This window comes from Curtobacterium sp. ER1/6, from assembly GCF_001742745.1.
Taxonomy (GTDB): Bacteria; Actinomycetota; Actinomycetes; order Actinomycetales; family Microbacteriaceae; genus Curtobacterium; species Curtobacterium citri.
In genome coordinates this window covers 178,888-194,049 of sequence record NZ_MJAK01000001.1, presented here as the reverse complement: position 1 = coordinate 194,049, position 15,162 = coordinate 178,888, and the positions used below count along the sequence as shown (strand labels likewise).

Annotated in this window: 15 protein-coding genes; 1 reads left to right on the top strand and 14 read right to left on the bottom strand. The window is 71.5% G+C overall.

Annotated features, from left to right (window positions below; genetic code table 11):
• Positions 1-83: 83 nt before the first annotated feature.
• The 7 genes from Cus16_RS00890 to Cus16_RS00860 all read right to left on the bottom strand — a co-directional run bounded on the left by Cus16_RS00890 (position 84) and on the right by Cus16_RS00860 (position 5,106).
• Positions 84-878 (bottom strand): F0F1 ATP synthase subunit delta, encoded by a 795-nt coding sequence (locus tag Cus16_RS00890; protein ID WP_069710757.1) that lies wholly within the window; start codon positions 876-878, stop codon positions 84-86.
• Between the two features lie 2 nt (positions 879-880).
• Positions 881-1,435 (bottom strand): F0F1 ATP synthase subunit B, encoded by a 555-nt coding sequence (locus tag Cus16_RS00885; RefSeq protein ID WP_066654628.1) that lies wholly within the window; start codon positions 1,433-1,435, stop codon positions 881-883.
• Positions 1,436-1,444: 9 nt separating this feature from the next.
• Positions 1,445-1,681 (bottom strand): ATP synthase F0 subunit C, encoded by a 237-nt coding sequence (atpE, locus tag Cus16_RS00880; RefSeq protein WP_058729232.1) that lies wholly within the window; start codon positions 1,679-1,681, stop codon positions 1,445-1,447.
• A gap of 62 nt (positions 1,682-1,743) precedes the next feature.
• Positions 1,744-2,529, bottom strand: a complete 786-nt coding sequence (gene atpB, locus Cus16_RS00875) for a F0F1 ATP synthase subunit A (protein ID WP_069710756.1) — start codon at positions 2,527-2,529, stop codon at positions 1,744-1,746.
• A gap of 179 nt (positions 2,530-2,708) precedes the next feature.
• Positions 2,709-3,212 (bottom strand): hypothetical protein, encoded by a 504-nt coding sequence (locus Cus16_RS00870; protein WP_083263595.1) that lies wholly within the window; start codon positions 3,210-3,212, stop codon positions 2,709-2,711.
• Positions 3,209-4,435 carry an MraY family glycosyltransferase gene (locus Cus16_RS00865; protein ID WP_069710755.1) on the bottom strand — a complete coding sequence of 409 codons (1,227 nt, stop codon included), beginning with the start codon at positions 4,433-4,435 and terminating at the stop codon, positions 3,209-3,211. The genes Cus16_RS00870 and Cus16_RS00865 overlap by 4 nt, the downstream gene beginning before the upstream one ends.
• Positions 4,432-5,106, bottom strand: a complete 675-nt coding sequence (locus Cus16_RS00860; RefSeq protein WP_069710754.1) for an L-threonylcarbamoyladenylate synthase — start codon at positions 5,104-5,106, stop codon at positions 4,432-4,434. The genes Cus16_RS00865 and Cus16_RS00860 overlap by 4 nt, the downstream gene beginning before the upstream one ends.
• A gap of 37 nt (positions 5,107-5,143) precedes the next feature.
• On the opposite strand from Cus16_RS00860, the gene Cus16_RS00855 reads away from it, so the two are divergent.
• Entirely contained in the window at positions 5,144-5,791 is a 648-nt protein-coding gene (locus Cus16_RS00855; RefSeq protein ID WP_223246474.1) for an HAD-IA family hydrolase, read from the top strand.
• A gap of 42 nt (positions 5,792-5,833) precedes the next feature.
• On the opposite strand, the gene prmC is transcribed toward Cus16_RS00855, so the two are convergent.
• The 7 genes from prmC to lysA all read right to left on the bottom strand — a co-directional run bounded on the left by prmC (position 5,834) and on the right by lysA (position 15,118).
• Entirely contained in the window at positions 5,834-6,709 is an 876-nt protein-coding gene (gene prmC / locus Cus16_RS00850; RefSeq protein WP_069710752.1) for a peptide chain release factor N(5)-glutamine methyltransferase, read from the bottom strand.
• A 20-nt stretch (positions 6,710-6,729) separates the two neighbouring features.
• Complete coding sequence (gene prfA / locus Cus16_RS00845; protein WP_069710751.1) at positions 6,730-7,812, bottom strand: peptide chain release factor 1; 1,083 nt, start codon at positions 7,810-7,812, stop codon at positions 6,730-6,732.
• Between the two features lie 3 nt (positions 7,813-7,815).
• A complete protein-coding gene (gene rho / locus Cus16_RS00840) occupies positions 7,816-10,047 on the bottom strand; it encodes a transcription termination factor Rho (protein WP_069710750.1) in 2,232 nt (743 codons plus the stop codon).
• A gap of 178 nt (positions 10,048-10,225) precedes the next feature.
• Positions 10,226-11,182, bottom strand: a complete 957-nt coding sequence (gene thrB, locus Cus16_RS00835; protein ID WP_069711347.1) for a homoserine kinase — start codon at positions 11,180-11,182, stop codon at positions 10,226-10,228.
• A gap of 32 nt (positions 11,183-11,214) precedes the next feature.
• Complete coding sequence (gene thrC / locus Cus16_RS00830) at positions 11,215-12,294, bottom strand: threonine synthase (protein ID WP_069710749.1); 1,080 nt, start codon at positions 12,292-12,294, stop codon at positions 11,215-11,217.
• A 47-nt stretch (positions 12,295-12,341) separates the two neighbouring features.
• Positions 12,342-13,661 (bottom strand): homoserine dehydrogenase, encoded by a 1,320-nt coding sequence (locus Cus16_RS00825; protein ID WP_069710748.1) that lies wholly within the window; start codon positions 13,659-13,661, stop codon positions 12,342-12,344.
• Between the two features lie 47 nt (positions 13,662-13,708).
• Positions 13,709-15,118 (bottom strand): diaminopimelate decarboxylase, encoded by a 1,410-nt coding sequence (gene lysA, locus Cus16_RS00820; RefSeq protein ID WP_069710747.1) that lies wholly within the window; start codon positions 15,116-15,118, stop codon positions 13,709-13,711.
• Between the last annotated feature and the right edge of the window lie 44 nt (positions 15,119-15,162).

Here is a 15,162-nt window from a genome sequence, read left to right as displayed (position 1 = left end):
CCCTGCGGCTCCGAGAGGGTGATGCTGCCCGGTGAGGGACAGTTCCCGTTGTGGACTTGGAGGGGTCGGCTTCGACGGTACGCTCAGCCGGCCAGCTGGAGCCGGAGCTCCGACAGGCGCGTGGAGACCGTGCCGTCGATGACGTCGCCACCGACCTGCACGCGCATCCCGCCGACGACCGCGGGGTCGACGACCTGGTTGACGCTGACGTCCTTGCCGTACCGCTCGCTGATGCCGCGGGCGACGCGAGCCGCCTGACCGTCCGAGAGCGGGGCCGCGGTGGTCACCGTGGCGACGAGCTTGCCGGCCTGGTCGGCCACGATGCGCGAGGCGTCGCGGACGATCTCACCGATGCGGCGGCCGCGGGGCTGCTGCACGAGGTGCTCCAGGATCGCGGTGGTCTGCGCCGAGACCTTCGAGCCGACGAGCCGCTGCACGAGCGCACCCTTCTCCGACGGGCTGCCGAGCTTGGTGCCCAACGCCAGTTCGAGTGCCGCGTCCGAGCGGACGGCGGTCTCGAAGGAGAACAGCTCGGCCTCGATCGACGTCTCCGACGACGCGGTGCCGGCGACGGCGCGGATGCCCGCGTCCTCGACACCCGCGAGCAGGTCCGACGGCGAGGACCAGCGTGAGCCGGCCACCGCGGTCAGCACCGCACGCGTCGCCTCGGACTGGCCGGCGAAGACGCGGTCGATGACGACCTTCTTGCCGACGACGTCCGCGGTCGGGTCCGCCAGCAGGCCGAGCAGCTGGGAGGAACCGGCGATCGCACGCCCGGCGGAGAGGATCTCGGTGCCCGTGGCGAGGTCGACCGACCCGCCGAGGTCAGCGAGGACCGCCTGCGTGGACGAGAGTGCGGACCGCGTGGCGCTCCGCATGCTCAGCGCTCCCCGGCCGGCTGGCCCTGGGACGCCTCGAGGTCGGCGATGAAGCGGTCGACGACCGCAGCCGACTTCGCGTCGTCCCGGAGGGACTCGCCGATCACACCGGAGGCGAGGTCGAGGGCGAGGGTGCCCACCTCGCTCCGCAGCGACTGGAGCGCGCTCTGCCGCTCGGCCTCGATCTGCGCCTGGGCGTTGGCGGTGATGCGTGCTGCATCGGCCTGCGCCTGCTCGCGGACCTCGTTGCCGATCGCGGTCGCGTCGGCACGGGCCTGCTCACGGATGCGCGAGGCCTCGGCACGCGCGTCGGCGAGCTGCTTGTTGTACTCGTCGAGTGCAGCGGCGGCCTGCTCCTGAGCGGCCTCCGCCTTCTTGATGCCACCCTCGATGGCCTCGGTGCGCTCATCGAGCATCTTCGTGATGCGCGGCGTCACGACGCGCCACATCACGAGGAAGATGATGACGAAGGCCACCGCGGACCACACGATGTCGTACACCGGTGGGATCAGCGGATTGTGGGTCTCCTCCGCCGCGATGATGAGTGCAGTCTGCATCGAGAAGCCTTACGCAGTGAAGATGAAGTACGTGGCGATGCCGATGAAGGCCAGGGCCTCCGTGAAGGCGATACCGATGTACATGAGGGTCGTCAGGCGGCCCTGGAGCTCGGGCTGGCGAGCGACGGACTCGATCGTCTTGCCGACGACGATGCCGACGCCGATGGCCGGGCCGATCGCAGCGAGGCCGTAGCCAACCGTCGCGATGTTGCCGTTGATCTCCGCGAGAACGGTCGTTGCGTCCACGTGTTTTCCTTTCGAGTGCGGCCCGACGGATGTCGTGCCGTATGGGGGTCAGAAGGGGTCGGTCAGTGCTCGTCGGCCAGCGCGAGCTGGATGTACACCGCGGTCAGGAGCATGAAGACGTACGCCTGGAGCAGTGCGACGAGGATCTCGAAGAAGCTGAACGCGATGCCGAACGCCAGGGTCCCGATGCCGAACAGCTTGAAGAGGCTGTCGGCGTCGAAGAAGAAGAACCAGGTGGCGGAGAAGAACAGCACCAGCAGGAGGTGGCCGACGACCATGTTCATGAGGAGTCGCAGCGTCAGCGTCACCGGACGGAGCACGAAGGTCGAGACCAACTCGATCGGCGTCACGATGATGTAGAGGTACCACGGCACGCCGGGCGGGAAGAGCGCGTTCCGGAGGAACGTACCCGGGTGCTTGCGGAGGCCCGCGTAGATGAACGCGACGTAGGCGACGACCGCGAGGATCAACGGCATGGCGATGCGGCTCGTGCCGGCGATGTTCATGAACGGGATCAGACCCGTCAGGTTCATGAACAGGACGCCGAAGAAGATCGTCGCCAGGAGCGGCAGGAAGCGCTTGCCGTCCTTCTCGCCCAGGTTGTCGAAGGTGTTGCGACGGACGACGTCGAACGCGTACTCGATGAAGGCCTGTCCGCGGTTCGGGACCAGCTTCAGCGCGCGCGTCCCGACGAACGCGAAGACGAGCAGCACGGCCACCGCGAACAGGCGGATGAGGACGATGCGGTCCATCTCGATCGGGGTCCCGGCGAAGAAGATCGGGTCCGGGAAGAACTCGTTGATCGACGGACCATGGAATTCGGCGGCCTTGCTGCTCCCCGCCGCCACGGCGTTACCCGCGGCGGTGAGGGACAGGGGAAGAGCGTGGGATAGCAGCGCTGTCTCCTGTGTCGGCGCGCGCAGACGTTGCACGCGATGGTGGACGTTGTGGAGGCTCGTCCGCCCCGAGCAAGGCTCCGGACGCGGACGACCAGAAGCCTATCAGGTGCGAGAGCCTTCTCGGGCTCTCAGGCCCGGGGGGTGTCGTTCCCAGCGGCGCCGGAGCCGCTCGGCGCGGACGGGTCCGGGTCGCCGGGCAGGCTGACGCCGATCGGGATGCGGGCCTTCGCCACCGCGACCACGTCGATCACGAGCGATCCGACGACACCGGCGATGATGACGACCGCGAGCACCGGGAAGTCGACCCACGTGCGGTCGCGCAGGGCGATGAGCACCACGAGGAAGAGCACGAACTTCAGCAGCCAGGTGCCCATCACGATGCCGAAGAAGGCGCCCGAGATCATCTGGCCCTTCGACACCCGGAGGGCCACGAGCACGGACACCGCGGTCAGGCCGAGGAACACGACGCTGAGGACGGCGCCGAGCAGGCCGCCGGCGAGGCCGGGCGTGCCCGCGAGGACGAGCCCCACGACTCCCCCGACCACCGCCAGCGCGACGGCCAGGACGGCCGCCCAGACGAGGATCCGGCGGAACACGGGCCGCACGTGGTCGAGGGCGTTCGGTGCGGTCACGAGGGGTCTCCAGGGATTGTACGGTCGTTGGCGGCGCGGTCGAGGGGGTCGAGGCTGGCGTCGACCACGGTGTTCGAGCGGGTGGCCGCCTGCGCGGCGAACTCGGCGCGCTTGCGGCCGAGCGGGGCGAAGGTCGCGACGGCACAGACGGTGAACCCGACGGCGACGACGGTCACGACCCAGTACCACTCGACGAAGAGGAACAGCAGGCAGCCGACCGCGACGGTGGCGGTCCAGGCGTAGAAGACGAGCACCGCGTGGAAGTGCGAGTGTCCCATGTCGAGCAACCGGTGGTGCAGGTGCTTCCGGTCCGCGGAGAACGGCGACTTGCCGGCACTGAGGCGCCGGGTGACGGCGAGGCCGAAGTCGAGGATCGGCACGATGAGGATCGCGAACGGCAGCAGGATCGGGATGAACGCCGGCAGGAGCGCCTGGCGGCTCTGGATCACGGCCGGGTCGATGTTGCCCGTGACCGACACCGCGCTCGTGGCCATGAGGAAGCCGACGAGCAGCGCGCCCGCGTCGCCCATGAAGAGCTTCGCCGGGTGCCAGTTCAGGACGAGGAAGCCGCAGCAGGCCCCGACGAGCACCGCCGTCAGGAGCGAGGGCAGGTTGAAGAAGAACTCGGTCTGCACGACCACGCGGTTGATGAAGAACGTGTAGAGGAAGAACACCCCGCCCGCGATGATCGCCACGCCGGCGACCAGGCCGTCGAGGCCGTCGATGAAGTTCACCGCGTTCATCACGAGCACCACCGCGAGCACCGTGAAGATCAGGCTCATGTACGACGACCCGACGCCCAGCGTGTTGCCGATCGGGAGCGAGACGATCGCCACCCCCTGCCAGGCGAGGATGCCCGCGGCGATGATCTGTCCGGCGAGCTTGGTCATCCAGTCGAGGTCCCAGATGTCGTCCGCGACCCCCAGGACGACGATGATCGTCGCCCCGGCGAGCACGGCCAGCACCCGCCCCGGTTCGGAGAACACCAAACGGAAGTAGTCGGTGCCGGCGATCGAGGGGAAGAGGAACCAGGCCGCGAGCAACGAGACGATCACGCCGAGGTACATCGCGATCCCGCCGAGCCGCGGCGTCGGGGTCCGGTGCACGTCGCGCTCACGGACCTTCGGGTACCAGCCGTACCGCAAGCCGAGCTTCCACACCGCCCAGCTGCACACGAAGCTCACGACGGCTGCGATGGCCCCCGCGAGCAGGTAGTACTTCACGTGACGAGGTCGGCTCCGACGACCCGGACGACGTCCTCGTCGGCGATCACCCCGTGCCGGACGATGCGGAGCTTCCCGCCCGTCGACAGCCCGGTGGCGTCGACGATCGTGGAACCGGTGGACGCCGCGTGGCCGTCGTGGAGTCGGAGCGGGCCGCCGTCGAGGTAGACGGACACGCTGTCGCCGAGCATCGCCTCGGCCTGGTCGACGTCCATCGCCGCGGGGTCGCCCGTCGAGTTGGCGGACGACACGGCGAGCGGGCCGACCTCCTGCAGGAGTTCGAGCGCGATCCGCGAGTCGGGCATCCGGAGCGCCACGGTGCCGCGGGTCTCCCCCAGGTCCCAGTCGAGCGACGGCTGGGCGCGCAGGATCACGGTCAGCCCGCCCGGCCAGAACTCGTCGACGAGGTCGCGGACCTGCTGCGGGATGTCCGTCGCCAGCGCCTCGAGCGTCGGCGGGCCCGGGATGAGCACGGGCGGCGGCGACTGCCGCGTGCGGCCCTTCGCGTCGAGCAGCCGCTGGACGGCGCTCGCGCTGAAGGCGTCCGCGGCGACGCCGTAGACGGTGTCGGTGGGGACGACGACGAGCTCGCCCCGTCCGAGTGCGGCACGAGCGAGCCGCATCCCGGTCAGGAGCCCGTCGGGGTCGGTGCAGTCGTATCGGGAGGCCATGACTCGACGATGATAGTGCGCCACAATGGGTGGCATCGTGAACGAGACGCCCGCGCCCCGACTCCTGTTCCTCTTCGACATGGACGACGTGCTCGTCCGCTACGACTGGCGGGTGCGGATGGCCGCCCTCGCCGAGTACACCGGGCACTCGTTCGAGGAGATCCGGCGACGCTGGTGGGACCGCGGCGACGAGGCGCGTGCGGAGGCGGGCCACTTCCCCGACGGCGACGCCTACCTCGCGGCCTTCACCGAGGCGATGGGGTGCGCGGTGCCGGAGGCCGACTGGGCCCGCATCCGCGGCGCCGCGATGACCGAGCTGCCCAAGCGGATCGAGGCGGTGCGCATCGCCGCCGACCACGGTCGGGTCGGCCTGCTCACGAACAACGGACCGCTCGCCGGCCGGTGGATCGGTCGCTGGGCCCCGTCGCTGCCCCCGCTCTTCGGCGAGCACCTCGACACCACGAGCAACTTCGGTGCGCGCAAGCCCGAGCCCGCGGTGTTCGAGCGGGCGCTCGCGCACCACGGCGTGCCGGCCGAGCGTGCGTTCTTCGCCGACGACATGCCCGTCAACGTCGAGGCGGCCAGGAGCGTCGGCATCCACGCGGTCCTCGTCGAGGAGCACACCGACCTGTGCCGGGCGGTGCGCGCCTTCGTCACGGCCCAGGCGCGCGTCACCACCGCCTGAGCGGCACGGGCAGGCCGGACGGGAGGCCCGTCGAGCGTCCGCCTAGCGGGTCGCGGTGGTCGTGCGGTCGCGACCCGTCAGGTCGACGTGCGTCTCCGGGGACCGGAACCCCCGGCGCGCCAGCACCGCGCGCACGCCGGCACCCTGCTGCTCGGCGTGCTCGATCACGAGCAGGCCGCCCGGCACGAGCAACCGCCGGGCCGTCTCGGTGAGGGCCCGCACGGCGTCGAGGCCGTCCGCTCCCCCGTACAGCGCGAGCGCCGGGTCGTGGTCGCGGACCTCCGGGTCCACCGGCACCATGTCGTCCGGCACGTAGGGCGGGTTCGACACGACGACCGACACGGTGCCGTCCAGCTCGGGCAGCGCGTCCGCGAGGTCGCCCTCGACGAGTCGTACGGTCCCGCCGTGGGCGTCCACGTTGCGCCGCGTCCACGGCAGTGCCTCGGGCGACCGCTCGACTGCGTACACCACGGCGTTCGGCACTTCGGTGTCCATCGCGATCGCGATCGCCCCGCTGCCGGAGCCCAGGTCGACCGCGACGGGCGACGGCACCGCGGTGGCGCGGAGCGCGTCGATGCCGAACTGCACGACGCCCTCGGTCTCGGGCCGGGGCACGAAGACGCCCGGTCCGACCGACAGGGTCAGCGCGCGGAAGTACGCCTGTCCCGTGATGTGCTGGAGCGGTTCACGGGTGACGCGTCGGGCGACCGCGTGGCGGAAGCGCTCGACGTGCTCCGGGGCGATCGCTCCCCCGGTCAGCGCCCGGGCCTGCACCGCGCCCCGGGAGGTGTCCGTCGCCCACGCGAGCAGCAGCTCGGCGTCCACGCGCGGGGTGGGGACGCCGGACGCGACGAGCGCCGCGGTCGCCTGCTCGAGCAGGCGATCCGCGGCGGCCGGGACGGGCGTGTCGGACGTGATGCGTGCCTCCGGGCCGGTGATCAGGCGTCCTGGTCGCCGATGGCGGCGAGCCGAGCCTCTTCGTCCGCCGAGATGGCGGACTGGACGACGGGCTCGAGCGCACCGTTCATCACGCGGTCCAGGTCGTACGCCTTGTACCCGGTGCGGTGGTCCGCGATCCGGTTCTCCGGGAAGTTGTACGTGCGGATGCGCTCCGAACGGTCCATGCCGCGGATCTGCGACTTGCGCGCGTCCGAGGCGATGGCGTCGAGCTCCTCCTGCTGCCGCGCGAGGATGCGGGCCCGGAGGACGCGCATGCCGGCCTCGCGGTTCTGCAGCTGCGACTTCTCGTTCTGCATCGCCACCGTGATGCCCGTGGGCAGGTGGGTGATGCGCACGGCGGAGTCGGTCGTGTTGACCGACTGCCCGCCGGGGCCGGAGGACCGGTAGACGTCGATCTTGAGGTCGTTCTGGTTGATCTGGACCTCCTCGGGCTCGTCCACCTCGGGGAACACCAGCACGCCGGTGGTCGAGGTGTGGATGCGCCCCTGCGACTCGGTGGCCGGCACGCGCTGCACGCGGTGCACGCCACCCTCGTACTTCAGGTGCGCCCAGACGCCCTGGGACGGGTCGGTCGCGTTCGACTTGATCGCGACCTGCACGTCCTTGTAGCCGCCGAGGTCGCTCTCGGTCCGCTCGAGGAGCTCGACCTTCCAGCCCTTCGTCTCGGCGTAGTGCGAGTACATGCGCAGGAGGTCGGCCGCGAAGAGTGCGGACTCCTCGCCGCCCTCACCGCCCTTGATCTCCATGATGACGTCGCGGCCGTCGTCCGGGTCCCGCGGGATGAGCAGTCGACGGAGACGCTCCTGGCGCTCCGACAGCTGCTCCTGGAGTGCCGGGACCTCGTCCGCGAACGCCTCGTCCTCGCGGGCGAGCTCCTGGGCGGCGGCGAGGTCGTCCCCCGCCGCCTGCCAGGCCTCGTACGCGGCCTTGATCTGGTTGAGCTCGGCGTACCGCCGGTTCACCTTCTTCGCGCGGGCCGCATCGGCGTGGAGCGCGGGGTCCGACAGCTGCTGCGTCAGGTCCTCGTGTTCCGCCAGCAGCCCTGCCACCGACTCGAACACGCGTTACTCCTGGTGGCCGTTGCCGTGGTGACCGTTGGTCGCCGGCACCGACTTCTGGATCTGGACCAGGAACTCGACGTTCGACTGCGTCTCCTTGAGGTTGCGGAGGACGACGTCGAGCGCCTGCTGCGGGTCGAGCCCCGCGAGTGCCCGGCGCAGGCGCCAGGTGATCGCGACCTCGTCCGCGGAGAGCAGCTGCTCCTCGCGCCGGGTGCCGGAGGCGTTGATGTCCACGGCCGGGAAGATCCGCTTGTCGGCGAGGTGCCGGTTGAGGCGGAGCTCCATGTTGCCCGTGCCCTTGAACTCCTCGAAGATCACCTCGTCCATCTTCGACCCGGTCTCGACGAGCGCGGTGGCGAGGATGGTCAGCGAGCCGCCGTCCTCGATGTTGCGCGCGGCGCCGAAGAAGCGCTTCGGCGGGTACAGCGCCGCCGAGTCCACGCCACCGGAGAGCACGCGGCCCGAGGCCGGGGTCGCCAGGTTGTAGGCGCGGCCCAGACGGGTGATCGAGTCGAGGAGCACGACGACGTCGTGTCCGAGCTCGACGAGGCGCTTCGCACGCTCGATGGCGAGCTCCGCGACCGTCGTGTGGTCCTCGGCCGGACGGTCGAAGGTCGAGGCGATGACCTCGCCCTTCACCGAGCGCTGCATGTCGGTGACCTCTTCGGGCCGCTCGTCCACGAGCACGACCATGAGGTGCGCCTCGGGGTTGTTCTTCGCGATCGCGTTCGCGATCGCCTGCAGCACGACGGTCTTGCCGGCCTTGGGGGGCGACACGATGAGACCACGCTGGCCCTTGCCGATCGGCGACACGAGGTCGATGATGCGGGTCGACAGCTTCTGCGGCTCGGTCTCGAGGCGCAGGCGCTCGTTCGGGTACAGCGGGGTGAGGTCCTGGAAGTCGACGCGCGCGGCGGCCTCCTCGGCGGTCTGACCGTTCACGGTGTCGACCTTGACCAGGGCGTTGTACTTCTGGCGGCCCTGCTGCTCGTCGTTCCGCGGCTGCTTGATCGACCCGACGACCGCGTCGCCCTTGCGCAGGTGGTACTTCTTCACCTGGCCGAGCGAGACGTAGACGTCGCTCGGGCCCGGAAGGTACCCGGTGGTGCGCACGAAGGCGTAGTTGTCGAGCACGTCGAGGATGCCCGCGATCGGGATGAGGACGTCGTCCTCGGTGATCTCCGGCTCGAACTCGTCGTTCTGGCCACCACGGCCGCGCTTGCGGTCGCGCTGACGACGGCCCCGACCGGTCTCGGCGTCGTCCTGCTGCTGGCCGTTCTGCTGCTGACCGCTCTGCTGCTGCTGAGCGTTCTGCTTCTGCTGACCGTTCTGCTTCTGCTGACCGTTCTGCTGGCGGTCGTCCTGCTTGGCGTCGCCGGAGCGCTGGTCGTCCTGCTTGCCGTTCTGCTTCTGCTGGGCGGCCTGCTGCTGCCCGCCCTGCTGGTCACCGTTCTGCTGCTCGGTGCCGTCGGCGTTCTGCCCGCGACCGCGACCGCGACCCCGGCTGCGACGACCGCGGCGAGAGCCGCCCTCGCCCTGCTGGTCGGACTGGTCGCCCTGGTCACCCTGCTCCGGGGCGGAGGTGGGCTGCTCGGCCGAGGCGACACGGGCCTCCTGGCCGGCGTCCTGCTGCTGGGCGTCGTCCTGCTGCTGCTCGGGCGACTGCTGGGCCGCGTCCTGTCCGCCCCGACGGCCGCGACGACGGCCGTTCTGCGCCGCCTCGGCCGCGTCCTTCTCGGCACGGACCTGGTCGAGGCCCGCGAGCAGGTCCTCGGTACCGGTGTGGCCGTGGTTGGTGTGCTCGGCTGCCGACGTCGGCTCCGCGGTGACGGTGCCACTCGACGAGGCACGGCGCGACCGGCGGCCGCGCGCGGGCTGCTCGGCCTGCTCGGTGCCGGTCTGCTGGGCGTCGGTCTGCTGGGCGTCGGTCTGCTGCTCGGCGGCGGGCTGCGCCGTCTCGACCGGCTGTGCGGGGGCGTCCTCGGCGGCCGGCGACGTCGCCGGAGCGGCCAGCGTCGGCTGCTCCGTGGCGACGGGCGCTTCGGCTGCCGCGGGGGCCGCGGCCTCGTCGCCCGCCGGGCGCTTGTCCTCGATCGCCGCGATGAGGTCGCCCTTGCGGAGCTTCGAGAGCCCGGTGATGCCGAGCGAGGACGCGATGCGCTGGAGCTCCGGCAGGCGGAGTGCGCGCAGGTCGCTGGGGATCTCCACCGCGGTGGAGTCGTTGACGTTCGTCAAGGTCGGTGTTTCCTTTCGGACCGCAGAACGCGGAGAGTTTCCACCGTCACGGCGCTGGGATGCGCTGCGTCCGTCGTTCAGACGACGGACCGGGATTCGGTGTTCTGAAAGAGAGTGCCCCCGCGCACCGGACCCTGCGCCAGCAGCGGATCGGTCCAGGGCGGATGATTCCTTGCGCCTACGCGGGATCGGCTTCGAGCGCCGAGTGCGGCACCACTGTAGCACCACCGAGGTCCACGGCCAGCATGAGCGCCCGCCAGTCCCCCTGCGCGTGTCGCTGCACGAGGTCGGCGGCCGTCAGGCGCTGCGACGGGTCGCTGCCGAGGACGAGCAGGCTCGGTCCGGCGCCGGACACCACCGCGGCCAGCCCGTGCTGACGCAGGAGGGCGATCAGGGCGTCGGTCTCCGGCATCGCGCTCGCGCGGTACGACTGGTGCAGCCGGTCCTCGGTCGCCGCGAGCAGGAGCTCGGGGCTCTGGATGAGCGCCGCGACGAGGAGGGCCGAGCGGGACACGTTGAACGCGGCGTCCTCGTGCGGCACGCTCGCGGGCTGCAGCGAGCGGGCGAGCTTCGTCGACAGCGTCGAGGCGGGGACGAACACGACGGGCGACACACCGCGGTGCACGAGCAGTCGCTTGACGGCGGGCCCGTCGGCCGTCATCCAGGCGATGGTGAGGCCACCGAAGAGCGCCGGAGCGACGTTGTCCGGGTGCCCCTCCATCTCGGTGGCCAGGGTGAGGAGCGTCGACGCGTCGAGGTCGACGATCCCCTCGAGCAGGCCGCGCGCGGCCATCAGGCCGGCGACGATGGCCGCCGCCGACGATCCCATCCCGCGGCCGTGCGCGATCGCGTTCACGGCGTGCAGGTCGAGCCCGGGCTGATCCACCCCGGCGTGCGCGAGCCCGCGACGGACCGCCTGGACGACCAGGTTGGTGTCGTCCGTGGCGACCTCGCCGGCGCCGACGCCCTCGACGGTCACCGTCGCACCGGGCTCCGGCCGGACGCGCACGACGACCTCGTCGTACACGGAGAGGGCGAGGCCGAGCGAGTCGAAGCCGGGACCGAGGTTCGCCGAGGTCGCCGGGACGCGCACGCGGACCGCCCGTCCGGCCGGTACAGCGCTGCGGGCGGTCACGCCCTCCCCCGGTCCGGACGAGCGGGCGGTGCTCACGCGGGGCCGACCAGTCCGAGGACCTCCGCCACCGACTTCGTGTCCACCGGGACGCTCGTCGGGGCGACCTCGCCGCCGTCCGCCGTGCGGAGGGCCCACTGCGGGTCCTTCAGGCCGTGACCGGTCACCGTGATGACGACCTTCGCCCCCTTCGGCACGACACCGGCGTCCGCGCGCTCGAGCAGCCCGGCGACACCGATCGCCGACGCCGGCTCGACGAAGACGCCGACCTCGGCCGACAGGATCCGGTGGGCGGCGAGGATGCCCTCGTCGGTGATCGCGCCGAAGTAGCCGTCGGTCTCCTCGCGGGCGTCGAGGGCGTACTGCCACGAGGCCGGGTTGCCGATCCGGATCGCCGAGGCGATGGTGTCCGGGTGGCGGACGACCTCGCCGGAGACGATCGGCGCGGACCCGGCGGCCTGGAAGCCGAACATGCGGGGCATCCGGGTCGATCGGCCCGCCGCGACGTCCTCGCGGTACCCGCGGGAGTACGCGGTGTAGTTGCCCGCGTTGCCGACCGGCAGGAAGTGGAAGTCCGGCGCGTCACCGAGCACGTCGACGACCTCGAACGCCGCGGTCTTCTGGCCCTCGATGCGGTCGTTGTTCACCGAGTTGACGAGGTGCACCGGGTAGTTCGCCGCGAGGTCACGGGCGATTTCGAGGCAGTCGTCGAAGTTGCCCTGGACCTGCAGCAGCTGCGCGTCGTGCGCGACGGCCTGGCTGAGCTTGCCCATCGCGATCTTGCCCTCGGGCACGAGCACCGCCGCGGTGATGCCCGCGTGCGTGGCGTAGGCGGCGGCCGAGGCGCTCGTGTTGCCGGTCGAGGCGCAGATGACGGCCTTCGCGCCGTGCTCGACGGCCTTCGAGATCGCCATCGTCATGCCGCGGTCCTTGAACGACCCGGTCGGGTTCATGCCCTCGAACTTCACGTACACGTCCGCGCCGGTGCGCTCCGACAGGCGTCGCGCCGGGATGAGCGGCGTCCCGCCCTCGCCGAGGGTGACGACGGGCGTCGCCTCGGTGACGTCGAGACGGTCGGCGTACTCGCGCAGGACTCCCTGCCACTGGTGGGCCATCAGGCTCTCCTTGTTCGGTGTGTTGCTCGGGCTCCGCGGACCGGGGCTCAGGCCCCGACGACCCGCAGGACGCTGGTGGTCTCGACGACGACGTCCTCGTTCCGGAGCGCGACGACCGTGGCGGCCAGGTCGGACTCGCGGGCGAGGTGCGTGCCGATGACGAGGGTGGCGGTGCCGGGCGTGCCGTCGCCCGGGTCGGTCGCCGCGGACTGCTCGACGGTCTGCACGCTCACGCCGTGCTTCGCCAGCACGCCCGCGACCGTGGAGAGCACGCCGGGGGCGTCTGCCACGTGGAGCGTGATCTGGTACCGGGTCCGCACGGTGCCGATCGGGAAGACGGGCAGTGCGGACTGGGTCGACTCCGCGATGCCGGGGCCGCCGATGACGTGCCGACGCGCGGCGGACACCAGGTCGCCCAGGACGGCCGATGCCGTCTCGACGCCGCCGGCACCCGCGCCGTAGAACATGAGGTCGCCGGCCGCCTCGGCCTCGACGAACACGGCGTTCTTCGCGCCGTGCACGCTCGCCAGCGGGTGCGACTCGGGCACGAGGGCCGGGTAGACGCGGGCGCTGACGCCCTCGACGCCGTCCGCGTCGGTCAGGCGCTCGGCGGTCGCGAGGATCTTCACGACGTAGCCGGCCTTGCGCGCGGCACGCACCTGCTCGATCGTCACGTCGGTGATGCCCTCGCGGTGCACGGCGGCCAGCGGCACCGAGGTGTGGAACGCGAGCGAGGCCAGGATGGCCGCCTTCTGCGCGGCGTCGTAGCCCTCGACGTCGGCGGTCGGGTCGGCCTCGGCGTACCCGAGCTCCGTCGCGGTCGCCAGGGCCGCCTCGAAGGTCGAGCCCTCGCGGTCCATCAGGTCGAGGATGAAGTTCGTGGTGCCGTTGACGATGCCCATGATGCGCTCGATGCGGTCGCCCGCGAGCGAGTCGTGCAGCGGTCGGATGATCGGGATCGCGCCGGCGACGGCGGCCTCGTAGTAGAGCTGCGCGCCGACCTGCTCCGCCGCGGCGAAGAGCTCGGGGCCGTGCGTGGCGAGGAGCGCCTTGTTGCCGGTGACGACGTCCGCGCCGGACTGCAGCGCCTGCAGCACGAGGGTGCGGGCGGGCTCGATGCCGCCGATGAGCTCGACGACGATGTCGGCTCCGAGGATGAGCGACTGCGCGTCCGTCGTGAAGAGGTCCTTCGGCAGGTCCACGTCGCGCGGGGCGTCCAGGTCGCGGACCGCGATGCCGACGAGCTCGAGCCCGGCGCCCGCACGGGATGCCAGCTCGTCACCGTGCTCGAGGAGCAGGCGGGCCACCTGGGAACCGACGGAACCGGCTCCGAGCAGCGCGACGCGGACGTTGCGGTATTCGATCATGTGGTGCGCATTCCTGTGGGTCGGGTGTCAGCCCGGTTCGGTCGGGGTCAGCGGCCGGAGCCGGCGACGACCCCCGTGTCGCGGGCGAGCAGGTCGTCGATGGACTCGCCACGGACGAGGATACGGGCTGTGCCGTCGGCGACCGCGACGACCGGCGGGCGACCGACGTGGTTGTAGTTGCTCGAGAGCGACCAGCAGTAGGCCCCGGTCGCGGCCACGGCGAGCAGGTCACCGCGGTGCACGTCACCCGGCAGGTACTCGTCGTGCACCACGACGTCCCCGGACTCGCAGTGCTTGCCGACCACGCGGGTGAGGATCGGTGCGGCGTCCGACGTCCGCGCCAGTCGCGCCGTGTAGTCCGCGCCGTAGAGCGCGGGGCGTGCGTTGTCGCTCATGCCGCCGTCGACCGAGACGTACGTGCGCGTGGCCGACACCCCGTCGTCCGACTCGAGCGCCACCGGCTTGATCGTGCCGACGCGGTACAGCGTGATCCCGGCCGGGCCGACGATGTAGCGACCGGGCTCCACGGCGACCTCGGGGACGGGGATCCCCCGCTCCGCGCAGGCCTCCGCGACGATGGTGGCGAGGGCCTCGGCGACGTCCTCCGGCGCGAACGCGGAGTCCGCCTCGGTGTAGTCGATGCCCCAGCCGCCGCCGAGGTTGAGCTCCGGTACCGGACCGGACGCCACGAGTTCGGCGTGCACGTCCATCAGGCGTCGCGCCGCCTCGCGGAAGCCGGACTCGTCGAAGATCTGCGACCCGATGTGCGAGTGCAGGCCGACGAAGGCCAGCGAGGGCTCGGCGCGGACCGCGGCGGCCGCGTCGACCGCCTCGGAGAGCGGGATGCCGAACTTCTGGTCCTCGCGCGCGGTGGCGAGGTACTCGTGGGTGCTCGCGTGCACGCCGCTGTTGATCCGGATCCGTACCCGCTGCACCGTGCCGGCCTCGGCGGCGGCACGGGCGACGCGGCGGATCTCCTCGTGGCTGTCGAGCACGATCGTGCCGAGTCCGACCTCGACGGCGCGCGCGATCTCGGCGTCGGACTTGTCGTTGCCGTGGAAGCCGAGCATCGCCGGGTCGGCACCGCCGGCGAGTGCGACCGCGAGCTCACCGGCCGTGCAGACGTCGAGCCGCAGCCCCGCCTCGGTCATCCACGCGGCGACCTGCGTCGTGAAGAAGGCCTTTGCCGCGTAGTACACGTGTGCCCGCGTGCCGATGCGCTCGAACGCCTCGGTGAAGGCGGTGCGCACGCGGGCCGCGCGGGCCTGCACGTCGCGCTCGTCGACGACGTAGAGCGGCGAGCCGAACTGCTCGACGAGGGCGGACGCGGTGTGGCCGCCGACCACGAGCTCGCCGTCGTCGGTCCGCGTCGCGGAGGCCGGCCAGATCCGCGCGGTCAGCGCGGAGGCGTCGTCCGGCGTCCGCAGCCGCGGCGGGGCAAGGGGGTTCGCGCTCACGGGACCCGATCCTAGCGAGCCGGGGCGAGCCTCCCGGCCGGTGT

Coding starts and splice junctions, on each gene's coding strand:
- Cus16_RS00890 (WP_069710757.1), bottom strand. CDS start 878: ATGCGGAGCGCCACGCGGTCCGCACTCTCGTCCACGCAGGCGGTCCTC.
- Cus16_RS00885 (WP_066654628.1), bottom strand. CDS start 1,435: ATGCAGACTGCACTCATCATCGCGGCGGAGGAGACCCACAATCCGCTG.
- Cus16_RS00860 (WP_069710754.1), bottom strand. CDS start 5,106: ATGGCCTCCCGATACGACTGCACCGACCCCGACGGGCTCCTGACCGGG.
- thrC (WP_069710749.1), bottom strand. CDS start 12,294: ATGGCCCACCAGTGGCAGGGAGTCCTGCGCGAGTACGCCGACCGTCTC.
- Cus16_RS00825 (WP_069710748.1), bottom strand. CDS start 13,661: ATGATCGAATACCGCAACGTCCGCGTCGCGCTGCTCGGAGCCGGTTCC.